Genomic DNA, 21,360 nt, shown 5'->3' on the forward strand with positions numbered 1-21,360 from the left:
CACAATGCCGGCTGCTAATTCGGCACAGGCCCCGACAGCTCCTCGACAACAGCCACAGCGGCGGGCCAGTACGACGCATAGTGCTGCGGATCGGCGTTGACCTGCACCGTGTGCGCGAGCAGCGTCGGCTGCATGGTCTGCCAGCCCGGCACCTTCACGAGCTTGGTGAAGAAGCTCGTCGCCGCGGTGAACGGCGTCATCCGGTCGGTGTAGCTGCCCCACGCGCCGTTGTCGCGCTGCTGGAACAGACCGCGGCTGTCGGGTCCGACCGCATCGCCGTGGTCGACGTTGACGAGGCTGGATTCGCCCATCGCCGTCATCACGCCGACCGCCTGCGTGTGCGTGCCGATGCCGAGGGCGCGCGCGGCGTTGATGATGTGCGCGGCGTTGATCAGCTGATCCTGGCAGTACCCGGCGATCGGACCGGCCGGCACGTGCACCGTGCCGATCTGTTTAGGCGCAGCGGCCGGGCACGAGACACTCGCCGCAGTGGGTGCCGCCGCCGACGACTCGAAACTCCCGAGCAGCGCCGACCTAGCCGCAATCACGATCGCGATCGCGAGGGCGATCACCAGGCCGCCACCAAGAGCGACTCCGAAACCGAGGATCCGCGACGACGCCCCCGGCACAGCCGCACGACCGGTTCGACGCCCGGAGCTGCCGCGCCGCCCGGACCCCGCGCCGCGGCGGGTCGCAGGTCGGCGTCGGGTGGGCACCATTCGAGGGTAGGCGATACCCGCGACGGTGCTTTCCGCCCTGAGGACGAATTGAGGGGATCTGCGGGAGGAGAGAGCACGATGGATGCATGAGACACGTGAGACGCGCGCCCGTGAAGCCGATCGAGCCCGGGCCCGGCCAGGAATCGGTGTGGGACTACCCGCGCCCGCCACGAGTGGAGCCCGTGACCGAGAGGGTCGTGGTGCGCCTCGGCGGGGTGGCGGTGGCCGAGACACGCGAAGCGTTCCGCGTGCTCGAGACGAGCCACCCGCCCGTGTACTACCTGCCTCGGGCCGCTTTCGTGGCCGGGGCGTTGGATCCTGCGCCCGGTCGCTCGCTCTGCGAATTCAAAGGCCAGGCGTCGTACCTCAGCGTGACGGGTGGCGGAGTGACTGCAGAGCGCTCGGCCTGGACCTACCGAGAGCCGTGGGCAGGCTACGAGATGCTGCGCGACCACGTCGCGGTCTACCCGTCTGCGATGGAGTCATGCGAGGTCGGCGGCGAGGTGGTGCAGGCACAGGAGGGCGACTTCTACGGCGGCTGGATCACGTCGAAGATCGTCGGGCCGTTCAAGGGCGCGCCGGGCACGCTCGGTTGGTAGCTGGGTCGGTAGGTAGCCCGGTCGGCACGCACGCGCCGCCACTCTGAGAGCGATTCTGCTTCAGCCGCACCCGTGGGGGTGCCTGACGAACCGAATCGCTCTCAAAATGTCGCGGCAACACCGAACAGCAGAGCCGAACTAGACGGCGTCGGGCGACGGTGCCTCGGGCTCGGCGGGCGGGGCGTTCCGCTTGCCGAGCTCGATGACGGCGGCCGACGCGGCAAACCCGGCGACGAGGGCGAACAGGGTGCCGCCGGCTCCCCACTTCTTCTTGCCGATGAGCCCGTCGAACGAGGCACGGCCGGGCCCGGCGGCGATCGCTCCGAGCGCGGCGACCAGCACGGCGTTGTACTCGTAGCCGCCGTCGGCGTTCCACGGTCCGTTGCTCAGGTGCACCTTGCGCACCGCGGTGACCATCGTGCCGATGAGTCCTGCCGCGGCGAGGGGCGTGGCGGCGCCGAGCACGACGGCCGCGCCGCCCGCGGTCTCAGTCGCCGCCGCGAGGAGGGCATTGCGCTTGGCGGGGTGGATGCCGAGGCTGCCCATCATTCCGGTCACGCCCTCCAACCCGGGGCCGCCGAACGATCCGTTGAGCTTCTGGAGGCCGTGCCCCACGAAGAAGCCGCCGACGGTGATGCGAAGAAGAGTTGTGCCGAGAGTCATAAGGGTTGTTCTACTCCGACCGGGTCAGTGGCGTTCGACGAGGGCCTTAAGTGCCACCAGGCCCTTGTCGAAGTCACCGCCGACGAGCTTGTCGATGTTCAGGAAGATGCCCATGAGGCGTGACCGGGTGGTCTTTGGGCTGAGCATCGTCCAGACGACCTTCGTGGCCCCGTCGCTCGAAGCGTCGGCCACGGGAGTGAGGTCGAAGATCACCCGGTTAGAAGCCTTGAACGGACGTGAGAAGGTCAGGTCGACCTCGACGGTACCCGGTGTCATGCGGGTGACCACCATGGATCCTGCGCCCGCCTTGCGGTTGCCCTCCCAGGTGTAGTGGGCTCCGACCGATCCTTGCGTGCCCGCGTAGGTGCGCTTCGTCTCGGCGTCCGTGCCCTCCCAGGGCGACCACTCCGGCCAGCGGGTGAAGTCTGCCAGCACGTCGACGATCGGCTCGGGACCGGACCGAATCACCGTGGAGCGCTCGATGGACGAATACGCAGTGCTGGCGGTGTCGGTCATGGGCCGATGCTAGTGCTGCCGGGCTTCACTGTGAAGGGCGATCCTGCACCACTGACGCCGTCACGCCACCACGTCGCCGAAGTCGTAGGCGGCCGGGATCTCGAGTTGGTCGTAGGTGCACGAGCGCGCGTCCCGGTCGGGCCGCCAGCGGTCGAACTGCACGGTGTGCCGAAAGCGGCGCCCCTCCATCTGGTCGTAGCGCACCTCCACCACGCGGGTGGGCGCGAGGCGCACGAACGAGACGTCTTTGCCCGACAAGAAGCGGCTCCGCTCGGTCTCTCCCGTGACCGCCTTACCGTCGTCGTCGCGCATGACGTCGGGTGCGAGCTCGTCGACCAGCTCGGCCCGACGCTTGTCGGTGAATGCCGAGATGCCACCGACATTCTGCAGGGCGCCGTCGGCGTCATAGAGGCCGACCAGGAGCGACCCCACGCCGGATCCTGAGGTGTGGACTCGATAGCCGAGCACGACGACATCCGCCGTGCGGTGGTGCTTGATCTTGAGCATGCGGCGCTTGCCCGGTTCGTAGATCGAGCTCAGGGGTTTGGCGACGACGCCGTCGAGGCCCGCTCCCTCGAACTCGTCGAGCCAGCGCCTCGCGACCTCGACGTCGTCGGTCGTCCGGCTGAGGTGCAGCGGTGCTCGGAACGACGCCGAGAGGTCGACGAGGGCGGCTCGCCGCTCAGCGAACGGGACCCCGGTGAGATCGAGATCGCTGCACGCGAGCAGGTCGAACGCGATGAACGACGCGGGAGTCTCGCTCGACAGGGCCGCGATGCGCGAGGCGGCCGGGTGGATCCGGGCCGACAGGGCCTCCCAGTCGAGCCGCTCCGCGCCCGGTTCCCCGCGGCGCACGACGATCTCACCATCGAGAACGCAGGATCCGGAGACCTGGCTTGCGATCTCGGCCACCAGCTCGGGGAAGTACCGCGTCAGCATCTTCGATCCGCGGCTTCCGATCTCGACCCTGCTCGGCCCGTTCTCCTGCTCCTCGACGTAGATCAGGCCGCGAAAGCCGTCCCACTTCGGCTCGTAGACGAGGCCGCCCTCCACCGAGTCGGGTTCGGGTACCGTCGGCACGGCCTTGGCGAGCATCGGCGTGACCGGGTTCTCCGCGCTGGGGATCATGCGTGCCAGTGTGCTCTCGTCCGTCGGCGGGTGTTCCTGTGCCGGTTGGGCGGGCGTTCCCCGTGAATGGGCGGGTGTCGTGTGGTGTGGGCGGGTGCTGCAGCACCCGCCCACACCTCACAACACCCGCCGACTTCGCCCGGCCGCCGGCGAGAGCGATCCGACGCAGTGGTCCTCGAAGTACCCGGCCCCGACGGGACCCGCGAGGTGCGCATCTCGTCGCCCGGCCGCGTCCTTTACCCCGAGCCAGGCATCACCAAGCTCGATCTCGCGAAGTACCTCGTCGCGGTCGGCGAGCCGTTCGTCGAGCACAACGGTGGGCGGCCGATCTCGCTGCAACGATTCTCGGGCGGCATCGACGGAGAGCAGTTCTTCTCGAAGAACCCGCCGAAGGGTGCACCGTCGTACATTCGAGCGCCCGACGTCACCTACCCGAGCGGCCGCGTGCACCCGCAGCTCGTGATCGACGAACCCGCCGCCGCTGTCTGGGGCGCGCAGATGAACACGGTCGTGTTCCATCCGTGGGCCTCGCGCGCCGACGCCCCCGACTTCCCGGACCAGCTCCGCATCGACCTCGACCCGCAACCCGGCACCGACTTCGGCGATGCCATCCCGGTAGCCCTCGCGCTGCGTGACGTGCTGGCCGATGCCGGACTCACCGCGTTCGTCAAGACGAGCGGCAACCGCGGTCTGCACGTGTTCGCTCCCATCGCGGCCGAGCACGAGTTCCTCGAGGTGAGGCACGCCGTGATCGCTGCCGCGCGCGAGCTCGAGCGGCGGATGCCCGAGCGGGTGACGACGAACTGGTGGAAGGAAGAACGAGGCAGACGAATCTTCGTCGACTTCAACCAGGCGAATCGCGACCGGACCATGGCCGGCGCTTACAGTCCGAGAGCCCTGGCCGGGGCCACCGTGTCGGCGCCACTCGGGTGGGACGAATTAGGATCCGCGGATCCTGCGCTCTTCACCGTGCTCAGCGTGCCCTCGCGGTTGGCATCGACCGGCGACCCGTGGCACGGAATGCACGAGGCGCCGGGTGCCTCGATCGCCCCGCTGCTCGAGTGGTGGGCCCGCGACGTCGAGGCCGGTCTCGGTGAGCTTCCGTTCCCGCCCGACTTTCCGAAGATGCCGGGCGAGCCCCCGCGGGTGCAACCGTCGCGCGCCAAGAAGGGGTGAGCTGCGGGCTAGGAGTCGAAGAGGAGCACGAACATCTCGTCGAGATACGCCGCCAGGTCGCGGCGGTCGCCGGGGGAGTTCCAGGCGAGGACGACTCGCGAGCCGTCGATGGACAGTGAGCCATCACCGCGAGCGAGAGACTCAGGATCCAGGGCGATCGCCTCGTACTCGAAATTCACGACCTCGCCCTCGGCGAAGTGCCCCTTGGTCGCGGCGACCCGCTCGGCACGGCGCTGCTCCACCGACAACGACAGGCTCTGAGGTCGACCGGTCTCGGTCGCACGCGTGATGCGGCCGACGCGAAAGAGGCGTGCGTCGCTCGTCACCAGCAGGATGCCGAGGCGCCAGGCCCGGCCGACCGGCGCGATCTGGACGCTTGTCTTGAAGGGCCCGAAGCCGCGCGGCAACCGCACCTCGCCGAGGGCCTCGTCGCGAGCGCCCGAGGCGTCGAGCCGCTCGACAGTCGCTCGCAAGAGCCGCTCGAGATCAGCGGCAGCCTGCGCGGGGTCGATTGCGGGCTGGGCCGAGTCGGCGGAGTCGCCGGATGCGTCGGTCATGCGCCGGGGGGAGCGGTCGAGTTGGACGAGACGGCCGCCGAGATCGCAGTTCGGGTCGGGAGCACCCGACGAGAACTGCGATCTCGGCGCACGGCGTTCACGCTGACGAGCTCACGCCTGCCAGAACGCGCGGACGGACTCGGCGACGGATGCCCCCTGAGCTCGACCGGCAAGAGCCGACGGAACGCGCGACGCGTCGTCGAGCGAGTTGCCGCCGAACGCCTGGAGACTCGCAGCGTCGGCCGACACCACGAGCACGGCGCTCGGGCTGTCGGCGTCATCGCGGAGGCCGGCGACTGCCGCGTCGAGCTGCGGGCCCATGGGGCTCCGAGCGTCTTCGGCGCCGCACGACAGCACGAGCACTCGGTCGTAACCGGCCGCGACATCGGCGTTCGTCGCCGATCGGGCGCCGCCGTCGATGTAGTGCACGCCGTCGATCTCGACGGTGGGGAAGACGAGGGGCACGGAGCAGCTCGCGGCGACGGCACGGGAAAGCGGGATGCCGTCGGAGGAGTCGATGACCCGGAATTCGCCGTCTTCGGCATTCACGACGCAGACACCGAGCGGGGCGGACGGCCAGCCTGCGGCCTCGGGGAATTGGGCGCCGACCTGCGCCAGGAGCGGCGATTGGACCCCCTGCGAGAATGCGATCGACGCACGGCCGAGGCGGGCACGGGCGTCTTCCGGGCCGGTCGCGCCGGCGACGACCTCGGCGAGGCGCTGACCGAACGTGGCCATGTCGAGGGCGGGTGCGGGTGCGGCCGCGCTGTCGGGCGAGACTCCGGCGCCTTCCGGGGGGATGCCGGCGGCGGCAGCATCCGCGGCGCCGAACGGAGCGGCCGAGGTGGCCTGGGCGTCGTACACGGCGTCGACGTGGCCGAAGCGGAGAATGGCTCCCGCCACGGATCCTGCGCTCGTTCCGACGACCAGATCGGCGGCGCCCGCATCGATGCCCTGGGACTGCAGTTCAGCGAGAACACCGAGATGCCAGGCGATACCGGCAATGCCACCCCCTCCGAGGACGAGTGCGCGGCGAGGGGAGTCAGATGTCGTTCCTGTCATGATCCGAGCCTATTCGCGTCATCCTGGCTAGGCTTTCACTTTCCGGGGGGAACCGATCAGACGTCTCTCCGTGTCCCGAACCGAGAGAAGCCATCCCATGAATCTGTCAGCACGCCTCCGTACCGCTGCTCCCGCCGCTCTGCTCGCCGGGCTGCTCGTCGTCTCCGTCGCCGGGTGCTCGTCGTCCGGTGGCGGCTCGGGCTCGGACAAGGCGGCCGGCGACAGCACGAGCACCCCGAAGTCGAGCGAGGCGTCCGGATCGTCGACGCAGACGAAGACCGAGGCCTGCTCGCTGATCAAAGACTCCGTGCAGAAGGCGTCGTCCGAGATGACGGCATCGACGACCAAGATCTCGACCGACCCGGAAGCAGCCATCGCGGCCATCCAGAAGTTGTCGACCGCTTTCCAGAAGACGGAATCGCAGGTGACCGAACCCGGCGCTGCGGACGTGGTCAAGCCGGCCGGCGAAGACCTCAAGGCGTTCGCAAAGGCCGCGCAGACGATTAAGAGCGACCCGCAGGGCACCCTGAAGAAGCTCCAGGACCTCTCGCCGACCATGCAGAAAGACTTCGCCGCCGTCGGCACCTACTGCTCCTAGGGTTTTCTCCGCCGGGTTGTTCTCCCGGATTCGTTTGGTAGAGGTAGTGCATGCCTCTCCACCGTGCCCTCGGATCGACCGCCCTCGCCGCTGCCGTGCTCGTCGTGGCCGCTGCCTGCTCGCCGATCGGGCCGGGGGCCGGGGTGTCGGATCCTGTTGGGTCTGGGTCTGGGTCTGGGTCTGGGTCTGGGTCTGGTTCTGGTTCTTCGGGCGGCTCGGCCACTGGCACGGCGACGGCCTCGGCTGCGGTGAAGGCGGCGACGTGCAAGGCGCTCGACTCGTCGCTCGACGATGTGACCTCGAAGCTGTCGTCGACCGCGAGCACGTTCGCCGCCGATCCGTCGTCTGCTGTCTCGGCCCTCGAATCGGCGACGACGACGGTGCAGGGCGTCGTCTCAGAAATCCAGGATCCGCGTGCCAAGACGCTCGTACGCGACGTCTCCGACGACCTCGGCACGCTCACCACCGCCGTGCAGAATGCCGCTGAGCACCCCCTCACGGGTGCGCCCCGAGTCCAGCGGGCCTTCGCGGCCGTGCAGAAAGACGTGGCGGCGATCACGACGTACTGCGGCTGACCTCGTCTCCACAGTCGCGTCGCTAGCGCTGTTCTCCACCGTCGGCACGCGCGGCGGCTCGGGCCGGTGACGGTTCGGCCACGCTCGGGGGATGGACCCGCGCTTCGTCACCCCCGCCCAGTTCGCTGCCGGTGGGGAGCCCGGTCGGCGGCTTCGGCGGGAGGCTTCTCGCGGCACTTTCGTGCGGGTGCGACCGGGGCTGTACCTCCCTGCGGACGACTGGCAGCAGTTCTCTGCTCGTGAGCGTCACCTCGCCGCTATTCGGGCGCTTCTCGCCCGTGCGGGTCCCCATGTCGTGGTGAGCCACGCCTCCGCCGGCGCCGTGTGGGGCTTTCCCGTTCTCGATGAGTGGCCCCAGCGTGTGCAGGTCATCGCACACTGTCGGACGACGGGCAAAGTGACCTCGCGTGTGGTGCTGCATCCCTCGAGACTCGCTGTGGAAGTCAGCATCGTGCGGGGCGTTCGGTGCACGTCGGCAAGCCGAACCGCGGTCGATATGGGGTTGGCCGGTGGATTTCTCTCGGCACTCCTCGCGTTCGACTACGCGCTGGCCACAGGACTCGTCACTCGCCAGGAGCTGCGCGATGAGATCGCTCTGAGGTCAGGCTTCCGCGGGATCGCCGCCGTGCGCTCGGCCCTCGAAATCGCCCACCCGGGGTCGAAGTCAGCGGGCGAATCCATCAGCAAAGGCCAGATCCATCTCCTGGGTTTCGAGACTCCTGAGCTGCAGAAGAAGTTCACCTGCCCCGGGGGCCGCACCTACTACGGAGACTTCTGGTGGAAGACGGTGGGCCAGATCGGTGAGTTCGACGGCGGGCAGAAGTATCTCGACGAACGGATGCGAGGCGGCCGGACGATGGAGCAGGTGCTCTTCGACGAGAAAGATCGCACCGACGCCCTTCTCGCTCTCCCCGAGGTTCGAAATATCGTCAGATGGCGCTATGCGGTCGCGAGGAATCCGACTCGCCTCCAGGAGATCCTCCTTCGGGCAGGCATCCCCCTCCGTGATTCTCGCAGGAGGTGAGGCACCCCCGAATGGCCAAATAACCCCCGGATGCCAGCCCATATTTGGCCAACCCGGGGTGCCTCGCGGCTGGTGGGGCGGGAGCTAGCGGAGCGGAGCAGCAGCGAACTCGCGCTGCAGCTCTCGCTTCAGCACCTTGCCGCTCGCACCGATCGGCAGGGCCTCGACCACGTGCACCTCGCGCGGGAACTTGTAGGCCGCGAGGTGCTCGCGCACGAACGCGATCACCGACTCGCAGTCGAGCGACACACCGGGGCGCGCGATCACCGCAGCGTGCACCTCCTGCCCGTGCACGTCGTCGGGCACGCCGAACACGGCCGCGTTGGCGACGAGGGGGTGCCGCATCAGGCAGTCCTCCACTTCGCTCGGGTAGACGTTGTAGCCGTTGCGCACGATCATGTCTTTCTTGCGATCGACGATCGTGACGATGCCGTCGGCGTCCTTCGTGCCCAGGTCGCCGGTGTGGAACCACCCGTCGACCATGGCGGCATCGGTCGCCTCCGGGTTGCCGAGGTAGCCCTTCATCAGGTTGTGGCCGCGGATCACGATCTCGCCGAGCTCGCCGTCGGGGAGGAAGACGACGTGGTCTTCGACGTCGGGCTGGACGATCTCGACATCGACGCCCCAGATGGCGCGTCCGATCGTGCCGGGGCGCGGATCCTTGAGGTCGTTGACGGTCGCGACCGGAGAGGTCTCGGTGAGCCCGTAGCCCTCCTGGATGACGGCGCCGAACGTCTCTTCGAAGCGTTCGAGCACCGCGACCGGAAGAGCGGAGCCGCCCGAGACGGCGTAGCGGAGCGGAGGGCGCAGGTGGCTCGCGGCGGGGGAGGAGGCGGCAGCGAGAAGGCCGATGTACATCGTGGGCACGGCGGTGAAGATGGTCGTGCGGGTGTCGACCATCAGCTGGAGCGCTTCGGCCGGGTCGAACTTCGGCAGCAGCACGATGGAGGCCCCGCGCCGGAACACCGTGTTGAGCACGGTGGTCTGACCGAAGGCGTGGAAGAACGGGAGTCCGCCGAAGACGACGTCGGTCGCGGCCATGTCGGTGCAGTCGATCAGCTCGGTGCTGACCTGTTCGATCATCGCGAGGTGAGAGCCGACGGCGCCCTTCGGGTGACCGGTCGTTCCCGAGGTGTAGAGGATCGTCGCGGCCGCCAGAGGGTTGACCGACTCATAGCGGTCGATGGGTGTGGCGGTGGCGGCCAGAACCTCCAACCGATCGACGGGCACGGGCGTCGGCGCGTCGAGGGGAAGCAGCACCGACACGATGGGCACACCGGCGGCCGCCGCGGCGGGAAGTGCCTCGCCGAGCTGCGGCGCGGCAACTATCGCCAGGACGGCGCCCGAGTCGCGCAGCACGTATTCGATCTCCTCCTGCTTGAACAGGAGGTGGATCGGCACCACGATCGCCCCGAGCGAGAGCACCGCGTAGTAGGCGCGGCAGAAGTCGGGCACGTTCGGCAGGATCAACGCCACCCGGTCGCCCCGCCCCACACCCCGGGCACGGAGGGCTCCGGCGTAGGCGCGGGTCTCGTTCCAGAGCTGCCCGTACGTGGTCGTCTGCCCGCGGAAGTGCACGGCGGGGCTCTCGGGATGCCGCGCGGCCGTCTCCGACAGGATCGCCGCGATCGACAGGGTGCCGAGGCCCGGACCGCCGAGGAGGTCGGCGGTCGAGGGGGAGGAGGTGGTGAACGTCATTGTTCGGTCCTTTCGAAGAACAAGGGAAGAGCTAGTGAGAGGCGGGAACGAGCTCGAACGCCGCCTCGAGAGCGGTGCGGATGCGCTCGGGAACAGGCACCGGGCGCCGATTCACCGAGTCGACGAAGACGGTGACGAAGGTGCCGTCGGCGAGCAGCGAGTCGTCAGAGGAGCGCAGGATCCGCGGCGACCACGCCAGGCTCGTCGTTCCGATTCGCACCGATCGCAGCTCGACCACCAGCTCCTCCGGAAACCCCGCCGCCGCTCTGAACTGGCACGACGACGACACGCAGAATCCGATCACGTCGTCGTGCAGCGGGTCGAGGCCGGTTCGGCTCATGAACCAGGTGTTGATGGCGGTGTCCATCGCCTGGTAGTAGATCGTGTTGTTGAGGTGGCCGTACATGTCGTTGTCGGCCCAGCGGGTCGCGATCTTCTGGCGATACGGGCCGGTCGTCGTGGGCGTGCTCGACGGGGTCGTGGTGGTCACGGTGTCATCCCTCCCGGAGGACGTAGGCGAAGGCGGCCCGGGCGCGGGACGCGCTCGGCATCTCGCCGGTGATCAGGTCGGCGTAGGTGAACGACTCCGAGACCCGCACCAGCAGGTAGGCCAGGTCGTGCGTCTCGAGGTCGAACGCCATGCTCCCGGCAGCCACTTCGGCCTCGAGTATGGCCTCGACCGTGGCGAGGTAGCGGCGCTGCACCTGGCTGTCTTTCGTCGTCAGCACGCGAAGGGCCCGCGCCGGCTCCTTATTCAAAAAGCCCTGGAAGTACGGGGCCGCGATCAGAGTCTCGACGAAGTCGCCGAGGATCGAGGTGAGCCGAGCCGCTCCGGTGAGATCACAGGCGCGTTCGAGCCGCACGAGGGTCGGCTCGGCAAGCGACCACAGCACCTCGCTCAGCAGGGCGTCGCGGTTGCCGAGCCAGCGGAAGAGCGACGTGCGGTCGACGCCGAGACGGGCTGCGAGATCGTTCATGTCGACCCGCTCGCCAGCGAGGAAGGTGCGGCGGGCGAAGACGAACGCACGGATGGTGTCGGGGTGGTCGCCGCGAGCGAGCCGTGCCGCGAGCTCGGAGGGCACCCGCTGCGCGGCGAGTGCCGCGAAGGCCACGGGTGCTTGGGTCGGCGTCGACATGACCCCGACTCTAGGTCTCCTGGGAAGCTCGTGCAACATTTCGCAAAACGATGCATGATGGTGTCACACCTGATCGATCGTCAAGCAATGGAGCTGAACCGTGACTGTGACCACGTCGAAGACGAACTACCTCTCAAGCGACTTCTACTTCGCGCAAGACGCGCTGACCGCCCGCGAGAACGACAACATCCACGACCTCCGGGCCTACCTCGAATCCGAGGTCGCCCCGATCGCCGACGACTTCTGGGAGCGCGCCGAGTTTCCGCACCAGGTGATCAAACCCCTGGCCGAGCTGGGCGCCTACGGGCCCATCTGGGAGGAGTCGCGCCAGTTCGAGAACACCGCGAAGTACCGCGGCTGGGCCGCCCTCGAGTCGGGGCGCGTCGACGGCAGCGTATCGACGTTCATCGGCGTCACCTCCGGTCTCGCGATGGGCTCGATCGGCCTCGCCGGCAGCCCGGAGCAGCGCGCGGAGTGGCTGCCCAAGATGGCCACCGGCGAAGTGATCGGGGCATTCGGTCTGACTGAACCGCTCTCAGGATCCGACGCGGCCGGCGGCCTCCGCACCACTGCCACGCGTCACGGCGACAGCTGGACGCTGAACGGCCAGAAGCGCTGGATCGGCAACGCCACCTTCGCCGACGTGGTCGTCATCTGGGCCCGCGACACCGCGGACGGCCAGGTCAAGGGATTCCTCGTCACCACCGACACCCCCGGTTTCACGGCCACCAAGATCGAGCGCAAGCAGAGCCTCCGCATCGTGCAGAACGCCGACATCACGATGACCGACGTCGTCGTGCCCGAAGAGCGTCGCCTCCAGCTCGCCAATTCGTTCCGCGACACCGCCAAGGTGCTCCTGCTGACCCGGGCAGACGTGGCCTGGCAGGCGATCGGCAACTCGATCGGCGCCTACGAATCAGCCGTCGCCTACGTCACCGAACGCGAGCAGTTCGGCAAGAAGCTCTCGTCGTTCCAGCTCGTGCAAGACCTCCTGTCGCGCTGCCTCTCGAACATCTCGGCGTCGATCGCGCTGTGCATGCAGACCTCCGACCTCCTCGACCAGGGGCGCCAGACCGATGCCCACGCGTCGATGGCCAAGTCGTTCGCCACGTCGAAGATGCGCGAGACCGTGGGCTGGTGCCGCGAGGTGATGGGTGGCAATGGCATCGTGCTCGACTACGGCGTCGCCCGTCGGTTCGCCGACGCCGAGGCCATCTACTCGTTCGAGGGCACTCGTGAGATGAACTCCCTGATCGTCGGGCGCGCCATCACCGGCACGAGCGCCTTCGTCTCGTAGGGCGCCGATCATGACCGAAGCTGTCATCGTCGCCGTCTCCCGCACCCCGATCGGGCGTGCCATGAAGGGGTCCCTCCGCGCTATCCGCCCGGACGACCTGGCCGCGATCGCGGTGCGCGACGTCCTCTCGAAGGTGCCCGAGTTGGACCCTGAATCCATCGACGATCTGCTGATGGGCTGCGGCATGCCAGGCGGTGAGCAGGGTATGAACATCGCTCGCATCGTCGCGGTCGCCCTCGGCTACGACCGCCTGCCCGGCACGACCGTCAACCGGTATTGCTCGTCGAGCTTGCAGACCACCCGCATGGCGTTCCATGCCATCAAGGCGGGCGAAGGCGACGTGTTCATCTCGGCCGGTGTCGAGTCGGTGTCGAGCGCGGCCCGAGGGTCGAGCGACTACATCCCCGGCGAAGATCTTCGCAACCCGCTCTTTCCGACATTCCAGGATCCCGCGGGCGTCTGGGTCGATCCTCGCTCCCGGGGCGACCTGCCCGACCCCTACATCTCGATGGGCGAGACCGCAGAGAACGTCGCAGGACTGCTCGGCATCTCGCGCCACGAGCAGGACGAGTTCGCGGCACTCTCGCAGAATCGGGCTGAACAGGCCATTCGCGACGGGTTCTGGCAGCGCGAGATCACGCCGTTCACCCTGCCCGACGGTACGGTCGTCTCGGTTGACGACGGCCCTCGAGCCGGAGTCACCGTCGAGACGCTGTCCGGCCTCAAGCCGGTCTTCCGCCAGGAGGGCACCGTGACGGCGGGCAATGCCTGCCCGCTCAACGACGGGGCCGCAGCGCTTGTCGTCATGAGCGACAGCCGTGCGGCGCAGCTCGGCATCACACCTCTGGCGCGCATCGTGTCGACCGGCGTCACCGGACTCTCGCCCGAGATCATGGGCCTCGGACCGGTCGAGGCGTCGAAGCAGGCCCTCGCCCGCGCCGGCATGACCATCGACGACATCGACCTCGTCGAGATCAACGAGGCATTCGCCGCGCAGGTGATCCCGTCGGCCCGCGAGCTCGGCGTCTCGCACGACAAGCTCAACGTGCACGGCGGGGCGATCGCCGTCGGGCACCCGTTCGGCATGACCGGCGCCCGCATCACCGGAACGCTGCTGAACGGGCTGCAGACGCGCGACGCCACCTTCGGCCTCGAGACGATGTGCGTCGGCGGCGGCCAGGGGATGGCGATGGTGGTCGAGCGGCTCTCGTAGAGCACTGCCGGTCGACCCTCGCGGATACGAACACGAAAGGAACCACCATGACCGACCAAGACAGCGTCTCTGCACAGCACGAGGCTTCTGACCAGCACGGCGCTTCGGACCAGCACGGCGCTTCTGACCAGCGCATCGCGATCGTGACCGGGGGAGCGCGCGGCATCGGCGCCGCCGTCGGAGCCCGACTCGCGCGCAACGGAATGGCCGTCGCCCTGATCGACCTGCGGCAGGAGGATGCCGATGCATCGGCCGCCGCCATCACTGCCGCGGGCGGGACGGCGATCGGTGTTGCGGCCGATGTCTCGGACGAGGTGTCAGTGAAAGCGGCCGTCGAGACGGTCGTCGAGAAGCTCGGCCCGCCGACCGTGCTGATCAACAACGCCGGGATCCTTCGCGACAACCTGCTCTTCAAGATGAGCGTCGACGACTGGGACGCCGTGCTCGGAGTGCACCTGCGCGGTGCCTTCCTGATGAGCCGCGAAGTGCAGAAGTACCAGGTCGAGGCGAAGTGGGGGCGCATCGTCAACCTGTCGTCGTCGTCGGCGCTGGGCAACCGCGGGCAGGCGAACTACTCGGCCGCGAAGGCCGGCATGCAGGGCTTCACGAAGACGCTGGCGATCGAGCTCGGGCCGTTCGGGATCACCGCCAACGCGATCGCTCCCGGCTTCATCGAGACGGCGATGATCGAGGAGACGGCCAGGCGCATGAAGGTGTCGCTCGACACGTTCCTCGAAGAGGCGGCGAAGCAGATCGCCGTTCGCCGGGTCGGTCAGCCCGACGACATCGCGGCGGCTGCGGCCTACTTCTGCTCGGAAGAGGCGGGCTACGTTTCGGGCCAGGTGCTCTACGTGGCGGGTGGGCCGCTCGATTGAGCGGGGCGGATGAGGCGTCGGTGCCGGCCGTCTTCGCGAGTCCGGCCGACCTCGTCGGAGCGGAGGGCAGGATCCTCGGCCCGTCGTCGTGGGTGACCATCGACCAGGGGCGGATTCAGGCGTTCGCCGATGCCACCGGCGACCAGCAGTGGATCCACACCGACCCGGCCCGCGCGGCTGAGGGTCCGTTCGGAGCGACGATCGCACACGGCTTCCTGACGCTCGCGCTCACCGCCGCCTTCGCGGAGGAGTTGCTTCGCGTCGACGGCACAGCCCAGGTGATCAACTACGGGGCCGACAAGCTGCGGTTTCTGCAGCCGGTGCTGGTCGGCAGTCGGGTGCGCGCGGTCGGCGAGATCACGTCGGCTGCGTCCGGCGCGAGCGGCGTGCGGCTCGGTTACCGGCTCACCGTCGAGATCGAGGGCGTGGAGCGGCCGGCGCTCGTCGTCGACACGGTGACGCTCTTCGTGCCCGAGTCCGCCTGACCTAGCGGCATTCTGCCCGCCGGCCGCAAATTCGAGAGCGATCCCGGCGTCTCGTAACACCCGTTGCAGGCGGTTGCGGCCGGACGTTTCGGATCACTCGGAAATGTGCGAGGACTACCAGCGGGCGTGGCGCAGAACGGTGCGACGCCCACCCGGCTGAATGTCAGCGGCGGCGGCCGGATCCTGAACCGCCCGTTGCTGAACCGCCAGCAGCACCTCGACGCTGACGGATCTTGCGGATGACGGTCAAGACGACGGGCAGGTATTTGAGAAGGCGGATCATGGGGGGCTCTTTCGCTAGACACGGGCGGGGTTCCGGATGGAACGCCCGTCTAGAACTGAACCAGTCGTGCCTGGGCAGTCGAGTCAGTCGGGGTTCAATTTGCGAGGTACGAACGAATTGCCGTGACCACGAGGTCGTGGTCGATCACGTCTTTGAGGCCCGATGCCGTAATGGTACCCACGACCGAGCCGTCGACGACGATCGGGAACGACCCGCCCGACACGGCGAACTCGTCGTCGATCTGGTGCGGGGTGCCCGAGGCGTCGGCCTGGAGCCGGGTCAGCAGCGACGGCTGCGCATCGCGGAGGGCGACGTTCGCCTTGCGACGCAGCCAGCTCGTGGTGTCAGCCGAGACACCGCCGAGCGCCGCCTTGTAGACGATGTGCTCGCCGAGCACGACCTGCACGGCAAGCGCGAAACCCCGCTCGCGCACGATCTCGGCGGCGAGAGTGCCGAGTGAGTACGCCGCCTCCTGATCGAAGGATCCGACGGAATCGAAAGTGAGCTCGGCCAGCTGGGCGCGGACCTCGTCGGGCGTGAACTCCGGCAGGGCGGTCTCGGTGAGGGGGCTCTCGGGCAGCGGGGCGTCGGTCATGCCCCCATCCTGTCAGCCCTCCCGTCGGCGTGGGAGGCGCGCACAGTAGGGTCGGCCTATGCAGGACGACGGCGGCTGGGTCGAGCTGGCTCCGGCGAGCGCGCCCCGAGACGCGGGCTGGCCGGTGCGCCGCCGCCGGATCCTCGTCGGTGCCGGTCTTCTCGCCCTTCTCCTCGTCGCCCTCGTCACGGTCGGCGGACTCGTCGCCGCCCGCCAACTCGCCGAGGAGGAGGCCGCTGCCACCGCTGCGTCGACCACCAGCCTGCTGTCGACCGCGGTGATCGTCCCAGTGCTGTCCGACTCGCTCGTTCGGGGCACCGTCGGTCAAACCCAGTCCGCTCGGGAGGCGCTCGACGAGGTGGTCCGGGGGTGGATCCTCGGTACGGACGGCGTGGTCCGCGTGAAGCTGTCGACCGAGGCCGGGGTGATCGTCTACTCCGACGAGGCCGAACTGATCGGGCGCACGTCTCCGCTCGACCGGCACGATCGTGCGACTCTCCGTGCGGGAGGGCTGGATGCGCACGTCGTCGATTCCGACGCAGTAGAGGAGCGGTTCGACGACGCTCCGGGAACGCTTCTGGTGGCGTACCGGGGAATCGAGACGCCCGACGGGACGAAGCTGCTCGTCGAGGTCCTGTTCGATTACGACCGGCTCACCGAGCGTTCCGGTCAGGTCTGGCTGCGGTTCGCGGGTGTCACGATCGGAGTGATCGCCGTGCTCTTCGTGCTGCTCGGGTCTCTTATCGGCTGGCTGCTCTCGCGGCTCGCACGAGAGGAGGCTGCCCGGCAAGAGGAACTCCGCGGAGAGCTCCAGCTGGCTCTCGGTGATGCCGCCGACGACCGTCGACGTCTCGCCGAATCCCTCCGCGACGGCGTCGTGCACGAGCTGACCGGTACGGCCCTCGCCCTCTCGGCCGCGTCGCGCGAACTCTCACAGACCGATCCGGTGCGATCCCGCCTGCTCGCCACGTCGGCTCGTCACGTCCGCGACGGGCTCGGCGGCCTCCGCACCCTCCTCATCGACCTGCATCCGGCGACGCTTTCTGTCGTAGCCCTGGCCCCGGCCCTCGAAGATCTCGCTGCCCGGGCGCGCAACCGTGGGCTGACGGTGCGCATCGACGTGCCCGACCGCACCGGCCTCGACGCCGACGAGGAGCGGCTCGTCTTCCGCATGGCCCGGGAATGCTTTGCCAACACCATGGCGCACGCGCACGCCGGCCACCTCGCGCTGACGCTGCACGGGCGCCTCCTCGAAATCGTCGACGACGGGGTCGGTTTCGAGCTCGGTTCCGAGCTTGGTTCGGTGTTGGGTGGATCTCCCGTCGACGGTGCCGAGCGGCCCCGGACGGGGTTGCGGATCCTGGTCGACGCCGCCCACACCTCCGGAGCCTCCCTCTCGATCCGCACCGCCCCAGCCCAGGGAGTGCGCATTCGCCTTCGCCTGCCGTGACGGGCGTCTTCGTCTCCCCACCGGCCTGTGCGTCGCGTATCCGCCCTCATCTGTGACCCCGAGGATCCGGCGGCTCGCCCCCGAGGCCACCCTGTCGGATGCGCCGTCAGCCTCTGCCCTCCTCCCTGCCCTCGACCTTCCTCGTTTCAGACGCCCGAGCAGCGGGAATCACCGCGAGTCGTGTGCGGTCTCTCGATCTGCGCGCTCCCTATCGCGGTGCCCGTTCCCTGCTGGATGACGTCGACAGCGTCTTGGGTCGATGCCGCGAGGTGGCACCCCTACTGAATCGCGATCAGTGCTTCAGCCACCTGACAGCCGCTGAACTCTGGGGTTTGCCGCTCCCGCCGCGGCCAGAACTGTCAGATCCCCTTCACGTGATTTCTGTCGGCGGCTCCCGAGAGCCGCGAAGGCGGGGGCTGGTCGGGCACAGGGGAACCCACGTGAAAATCGTGAGCCACCGTGGTCTGCCGATCGTGACGCCGATTCGCGCTTGGATCCAATGTGCGGAGTTGCTCGAACTCGACGACCTGGTGGCCATGGGCGATGCCCTGCTCTCCAAGTGGTCGCCGTATGCGCCTGCCCGGTATCGGACCCATGCCGCTCTGGCTGAAGCCGTGAACCGGTGCGAGGGGCGACGAGGGGTAGGCGCTCTCCGAAAAGCGCTCCTGCTCATTCGGCCGCGGGTTTGGTCACCGAAAGAAACACAGACACGCCTGATCATCGTCCGGTGCGGACGCGCAGAGCCCGAGGGCTTGAACGAGCCCATGTATGCCGCGGACGGCCTTTATCTTGGTAAGCCGGACATCAGCTACAGGTCGATCAAAGTCGCGATCGAGTACGAGGGCGACTACCACCGGACCAGCGTCACCACCTTCCGCGACGACATCAGCCGACGTGAGCGTTTTGCCGACGCGGGGTGGCGTACCCTCCGAGTCACCCAAGCCGACCTCGACGCCCCCGCTGCCCTCGAAGCTCGCTTTCTCCGATATCTCCCGCCCCGGTGATGGCGTTGCGTGTGACGAGACTCCAGTAGTTGCGGGTGTGCGAGTTGCATACCCGCAACTACTGGAGTCTCGCCGCCGCGGAACCGAGCCGCAGCTACTCGGAGACGTCGATCAGGACCTTGCCGGTCACCGCATCCTGCACGGCCTGGTGCGCGGCAGCGCTGGACGCGAGCGGGAACCGCACCAGGGGCAGGCCCGCCGCCTCGCCGACCGGCAGGACGCCGGCGATCAGCGCCTCCGTGACGTCTTCAACGGCGGCCCGCATCGCCTCCTCGCCGATCGTGTAGAGCAGCACGAACTGGTAGCGCGTGTTCTTCGTCATGTTGGGGCGCACGGCGAGCTCCGCCGTGTCGCCGCCGTCGTCGGCGTACATCGACACGACCGACCGTTGTCCGGTGACGGCGGCGTCGAGCTCGGCGTTCTTCACGATCGAGACCTCGACGATGATGTCGACACCGTCAGGTGCGATCGACTGGATGACGGCTGCGGCGTCCTCGGTCTTGTAGTTGACGATGTGGTGGGCACCGGCCGCGCGGGCAAGAGCGGCTTTCTCGTCGGACGAGATGGTCGTGATCACGGTCGCTCCGGCCCAGCGGGCCAGCTGGATCGCGGCGTGACCGACGGCTCCGGCGCCGCCCTGGACGAGCACGACCTTGCCGTCGAGCGCTCCTGCGGACAGGCGCGACGGCCCGCCTTCGAGCACGGTGAGGGCGCGGTGGGCGGTCATGGCCGGCACACCCATCGTTGCGCCGACGTCGAAGCTCACTCCGACGGGCAACTTGACGACGCGCGCCTCGGGCAGCACGGTGTATTCCTGCGCGGTGCCGGTGGGGCGGTTGCGGGCCGAGAGGTAGGTCCACACGCGGTCGCCGACTGCCAGCAGTGTCACGCCGTCGCCGACCGCGTCGACCGTGCCGGCGCCGTCCTGGTTCGGCGTCACCTCGTCGAAGTCGAGCTCGCCCTGCGCCCTCGACTTCCAGTCGGTCGGGTTCACCGCTGAGACAGCGACGCGGATCCGCACTTCGCCCGGCCCGGGCTCGGGGATCGGGCGCTCAACGAGCTGCAGGACGTCGGGGGAACCGGTGTGCGTATAGACGATGGATCTCATACCCGTAGTCAACTCTCCCGAGCGAAAAGCCTTCCCGAAGGATCTAGCCGCCCGAGAATCGCCGAACTGATCTCTCCGAGCTGCGTCACCTGATCCGGCGTCAGCGCGTCGATCACCGATTCGCGGACGGTCGCCACGTGACCGGGAGCGGCCGCCTGCACGGCGATCCAACCGGCGGCGGTGAGCGTCGCATTGGTCGCGCGGCGATCCTCGGCGCACGGGCTGCGCGCCACTAGCCCCTGCTCCTCCAGCCGGGAGACGACCCGCGACAGGCGGGGGAGCGTGGCATTGGTGCGCGCGGCCAGTGCGGTCATGCGCAGGGTGCGGTCGGGCGCCTCCGAGAGCATCGCCAGGGTGAAGTAGTCGAAGTGCGTCAGACCGTCGTCGCGCTGCAGCTGCGAGTCGAGCACCCCGGGCAGCAGCTCGACGACGGCGGCGAAGCGCACCCACGACGCACGCTCGGAGTCGCTCAGCCAGCGGGGAGTGCCGTCAGTCGTCATGGCCTCGATCGTAGCGAGTTGCTTGTGCCTACAACTAAGCGGGCGCCTCTACGCTTCTGGCATGGACGACCGCTTCCGCCTCGACGGCATCGACCTCGGCATCGACCGGGCCGCGTCGGTGGCCACGCTGGGCACCGACGGCGAGCTGTACCTCAGGATCCAGAGCGGTTACGTCCCCGAGACGGTGGCCGAGTGGGCGACGGTGCCGCCTCGGATCCTCGTCTCGGGTTTGCCGGTCCGCTTCGACGACGAGGGCTTCGGTGCGACCCTCGACCAGGCGCGCCACGACGACTTCGCCCTCGGCGACGGCGACGGCGAAGCGGTGCTCGTGCTCAGCTCGCGTTTCGACCTGTACGGTCGCGTGACGATCCACGCCGGTGATAGCGTGCGGCTCGTCGTCACGGCTGCGACGCCGTGGTCGCCCGAGCCATGGCGGATCGACGTATCGCTCGCCTTCGGCGGCCGCCGGAGAGCGTCGATCTAGGGAGGCCTTCTAGGGGCAGGAACTCAGGATCCGCGACATCGCCGCTCGCTCCGACGAGGTGACCCACAAGCCGTACTTCGCCTTGACCTGGATCTGGCGGGTCACGTACACGCAGCGCGACCCGGTGTCGCTAGGCAGCCACTCCGCGGCATTCTTGTTGCCCTTCGAGTTGTTCGAGTGGCCGTCGACCGCTTGGAGTTCGAGGGGGTCGTTGGCGAGGGCTTCGCGCTGAGCCTGAGTGAGGTTCTGCCCGCCCGTCCGCCAGGCGTCGCTCAGTGGCACGAGGTGGTCGATCTGCACCTCTTCGGACGACTCGGGCCCGCGCACGAAAGCCACCTTTTCGCCCGAGTAGAGCGACCGGAGGGTTCCCGACCGCACCTTGCAGTCGGCCGACCGGGTGATCGATGTCAGGTCGCGAGCCAGAATGTCGTTTCGGGTGTCGCAGCCGTTGTGGTCGACGTCTCGCCAGGCGTCGCCGAAGTCACGCTCGCGGTCGTAGCGGACGCCGGTCGCCCAGGGCCTGACGGTGAGCCCCGCGAGGCTCTTTCGCGCGGCCGCGGCCGGAATAGCGGCGGGCGTGGCGGCGGTATCGGTCGTACCCGCCGTTCCGCTGCT

Annotated in this window: 25 protein-coding genes; 12 read left to right on the forward strand and 13 right to left on the reverse strand. The window is 68.6% G+C overall.

Going from position 1 to position 21,360, the window contains the following annotated elements:
- Positions 1–14 precede the first annotated feature (14 nt).
- The gene (locus ASF54_RS00275) at positions 15–716 is read right to left on the reverse strand and encodes a hypothetical protein (protein WP_157509969.1); all 702 of its coding nucleotides are present in this window, start codon (positions 714–716) and stop codon (positions 15–17) included.
- 89 nt (positions 717–805) lie between these two features.
- Between ASF54_RS00275 and ASF54_RS00280 the strand changes: the two genes are divergently transcribed.
- A complete protein-coding gene (locus ASF54_RS00280) occupies positions 806–1,318 on the forward strand; it encodes a DUF427 domain-containing protein (protein WP_055957359.1) in 513 nt (170 codons plus the stop codon).
- Between the two features lie 138 nt (positions 1,319–1,456).
- On the opposite strand, the gene ASF54_RS00285 is transcribed toward ASF54_RS00280, so the two are convergent.
- Genes ASF54_RS00285 through ASF54_RS00295 form a run of 3 tightly spaced genes read right to left on the reverse strand, consistent with a single transcriptional unit; the run spans position 1,457 to position 3,625 of the window.
- Positions 1,457–1,981 carry a DoxX family protein gene (locus ASF54_RS00285; protein ID WP_084815839.1) on the reverse strand — a complete coding sequence of 175 codons (525 nt, stop codon included), beginning with the start codon at positions 1,979–1,981 and terminating at the stop codon, positions 1,457–1,459.
- A gap of 24 nt (positions 1,982–2,005) precedes the next feature.
- Positions 2,006–2,497, reverse strand: a complete 492-nt coding sequence (locus ASF54_RS00290; RefSeq protein WP_055957361.1) for an SRPBCC family protein — start codon at positions 2,495–2,497, stop codon at positions 2,006–2,008.
- Between the two features lie 60 nt (positions 2,498–2,557).
- Positions 2,558–3,625: an ATP-dependent DNA ligase gene (locus ASF54_RS00295; RefSeq protein ID WP_055957364.1), complete on the reverse strand. Its 1,068-nt coding sequence runs from the start codon at positions 3,623–3,625 to the stop codon at positions 2,558–2,560.
- Positions 3,626–3,793: 168 nt separating this feature from the next.
- Between ASF54_RS00295 and ligD the strand changes: the two genes are divergently transcribed.
- Complete coding sequence (gene ligD / locus ASF54_RS00300) at positions 3,794–4,801, forward strand: non-homologous end-joining DNA ligase (RefSeq protein ID WP_055957368.1); 1,008 nt, start codon at positions 3,794–3,796, stop codon at positions 4,799–4,801.
- 8 nt (positions 4,802–4,809) lie between these two features.
- Here ligD and ASF54_RS00305 read toward each other — a convergent pair whose 3' ends face one another.
- The gene (locus ASF54_RS00305) at positions 4,810–5,358 is read right to left on the reverse strand and encodes a hypothetical protein (RefSeq protein ID WP_055957371.1); all 549 of its coding nucleotides are present in this window, start codon (positions 5,356–5,358) and stop codon (positions 4,810–4,812) included.
- 111 nt (positions 5,359–5,469) lie between these two features.
- A complete protein-coding gene (locus tag ASF54_RS00310; RefSeq protein WP_055957374.1) occupies positions 5,470–6,420 on the reverse strand; it encodes a patatin-like phospholipase family protein in 951 nt (316 codons plus the stop codon).
- A gap of 97 nt (positions 6,421–6,517) precedes the next feature.
- Between ASF54_RS00310 and ASF54_RS00315 the strand changes: the two genes are divergently transcribed.
- The 3 genes from ASF54_RS00315 (at position 6,518) to ASF54_RS16235 (ending at position 8,617) form a co-directional block, all read left to right on the forward strand.
- On the forward strand, positions 6,518–7,018 hold the full coding sequence (locus ASF54_RS00315) for a hypothetical protein (protein WP_055957377.1): 501 nt from the start codon (positions 6,518–6,520) through the stop codon (positions 7,016–7,018).
- A gap of 50 nt (positions 7,019–7,068) precedes the next feature.
- Positions 7,069–7,593: a hypothetical protein gene (locus ASF54_RS16715; RefSeq protein WP_200919550.1), complete on the forward strand. Its 525-nt coding sequence runs from the start codon at positions 7,069–7,071 to the stop codon at positions 7,591–7,593.
- Between the two features lie 436 nt (positions 7,594–8,029).
- On the forward strand, positions 8,030–8,617 hold the full coding sequence (locus ASF54_RS16235) for a hypothetical protein (RefSeq protein ID WP_157509970.1): 588 nt from the start codon (positions 8,030–8,032) through the stop codon (positions 8,615–8,617).
- An 84-nt stretch (positions 8,618–8,701) separates the two neighbouring features.
- On the opposite strand, the gene ASF54_RS00330 is transcribed toward ASF54_RS16235, so the two are convergent.
- Genes ASF54_RS00330 through ASF54_RS00340 form a run of 3 tightly spaced genes read right to left on the reverse strand, consistent with a single transcriptional unit; the run spans position 8,702 to position 11,451 of the window.
- Positions 8,702–10,315, reverse strand: coding sequence for a long-chain-fatty-acid--CoA ligase (locus ASF54_RS00330; RefSeq protein WP_055957385.1), 1,614 nt, complete (start codon positions 10,313–10,315; stop codon positions 8,702–8,704).
- A gap of 31 nt (positions 10,316–10,346) precedes the next feature.
- Positions 10,347–10,805 (reverse strand): acyl-CoA thioesterase, encoded by a 459-nt coding sequence (locus ASF54_RS00335; protein WP_235480892.1) that lies wholly within the window; start codon positions 10,803–10,805, stop codon positions 10,347–10,349.
- Between the two features lie 4 nt (positions 10,806–10,809).
- The gene (locus ASF54_RS00340; RefSeq protein ID WP_055957388.1) at positions 10,810–11,451 is read right to left on the reverse strand and encodes a QsdR family transcriptional regulator; all 642 of its coding nucleotides are present in this window, start codon (positions 11,449–11,451) and stop codon (positions 10,810–10,812) included.
- 106 nt (positions 11,452–11,557) lie between these two features.
- Between ASF54_RS00340 and ASF54_RS00345 the strand changes: the two genes are divergently transcribed.
- The 4 genes from ASF54_RS00345 to ASF54_RS00360 are packed head-to-tail and all read left to right on the forward strand — an operon-like array spanning position 11,558 to position 15,321.
- On the forward strand, positions 11,558–12,748 hold the full coding sequence (locus ASF54_RS00345) for an acyl-CoA dehydrogenase family protein (protein WP_055957391.1): 1,191 nt from the start codon (positions 11,558–11,560) through the stop codon (positions 12,746–12,748).
- A gap of 10 nt (positions 12,749–12,758) precedes the next feature.
- A complete protein-coding gene (locus tag ASF54_RS00350; protein ID WP_055957394.1) occupies positions 12,759–13,961 on the forward strand; it encodes an acetyl-CoA C-acetyltransferase in 1,203 nt (400 codons plus the stop codon).
- A 47-nt stretch (positions 13,962–14,008) separates the two neighbouring features.
- Complete coding sequence (gene fabG, locus ASF54_RS00355; protein ID WP_084815842.1) at positions 14,009–14,836, forward strand: 3-oxoacyl-ACP reductase FabG; 828 nt, start codon at positions 14,009–14,011, stop codon at positions 14,834–14,836.
- Positions 14,837–14,856: 20 nt separating this feature from the next.
- On the forward strand, positions 14,857–15,321 hold the full coding sequence (locus ASF54_RS00360) for a MaoC family dehydratase (RefSeq protein WP_055957396.1): 465 nt from the start codon (positions 14,857–14,859) through the stop codon (positions 15,319–15,321).
- A 377-nt stretch (positions 15,322–15,698) separates the two neighbouring features.
- On the opposite strand, the gene ASF54_RS00365 is transcribed toward ASF54_RS00360, so the two are convergent.
- A complete protein-coding gene (locus ASF54_RS00365) occupies positions 15,699–16,199 on the reverse strand; it encodes a heme-binding protein (protein ID WP_055957399.1) in 501 nt (166 codons plus the stop codon).
- A 58-nt stretch (positions 16,200–16,257) separates the two neighbouring features.
- On the opposite strand from ASF54_RS00365, the gene ASF54_RS00370 reads away from it, so the two are divergent.
- Positions 16,258–17,649, forward strand: a complete 1,392-nt coding sequence (locus tag ASF54_RS00370) for a sensor histidine kinase (RefSeq protein WP_055957400.1) — start codon at positions 16,258–16,260, stop codon at positions 17,647–17,649.
- Positions 17,650–18,089: 440 nt separating this feature from the next.
- Positions 18,090–18,653, forward strand: a complete 564-nt coding sequence (locus tag ASF54_RS00375) for a hypothetical protein (protein ID WP_055957403.1) — start codon at positions 18,090–18,092, stop codon at positions 18,651–18,653.
- 94 nt (positions 18,654–18,747) lie between these two features.
- On the opposite strand, the gene ASF54_RS00380 is transcribed toward ASF54_RS00375, so the two are convergent.
- Together ASF54_RS00380 and ASF54_RS00385 are read right to left on the reverse strand one after the other, a co-directional pair.
- The gene (locus ASF54_RS00380; protein WP_055957406.1) at positions 18,748–19,761 is read right to left on the reverse strand and encodes an NADPH:quinone reductase; all 1,014 of its coding nucleotides are present in this window, start codon (positions 19,759–19,761) and stop codon (positions 18,748–18,750) included.
- Between the two features lie 8 nt (positions 19,762–19,769).
- A complete protein-coding gene (locus tag ASF54_RS00385) occupies positions 19,770–20,261 on the reverse strand; it encodes a MarR family winged helix-turn-helix transcriptional regulator (protein ID WP_055957409.1) in 492 nt (163 codons plus the stop codon).
- A 61-nt stretch (positions 20,262–20,322) separates the two neighbouring features.
- Between ASF54_RS00385 and ASF54_RS00390 the strand changes: the two genes are divergently transcribed.
- Complete coding sequence (locus ASF54_RS00390) at positions 20,323–20,745, forward strand: hypothetical protein (RefSeq protein WP_055957412.1); 423 nt, start codon at positions 20,323–20,325, stop codon at positions 20,743–20,745.
- Positions 20,746–20,754: 9 nt separating this feature from the next.
- Here ASF54_RS00390 and ASF54_RS00395 read toward each other — a convergent pair.
- Positions 20,755–21,360: HNH endonuclease family protein (locus ASF54_RS00395; protein WP_235480894.1), on the reverse strand; the 606-nt coding region annotated here is incomplete at its 5' end.

This window comes from Frondihabitans sp. Leaf304, assembly GCF_001423105.1.
Taxonomy (GTDB): Bacteria; Actinomycetota; Actinomycetes; order Actinomycetales; family Microbacteriaceae; genus Frondihabitans.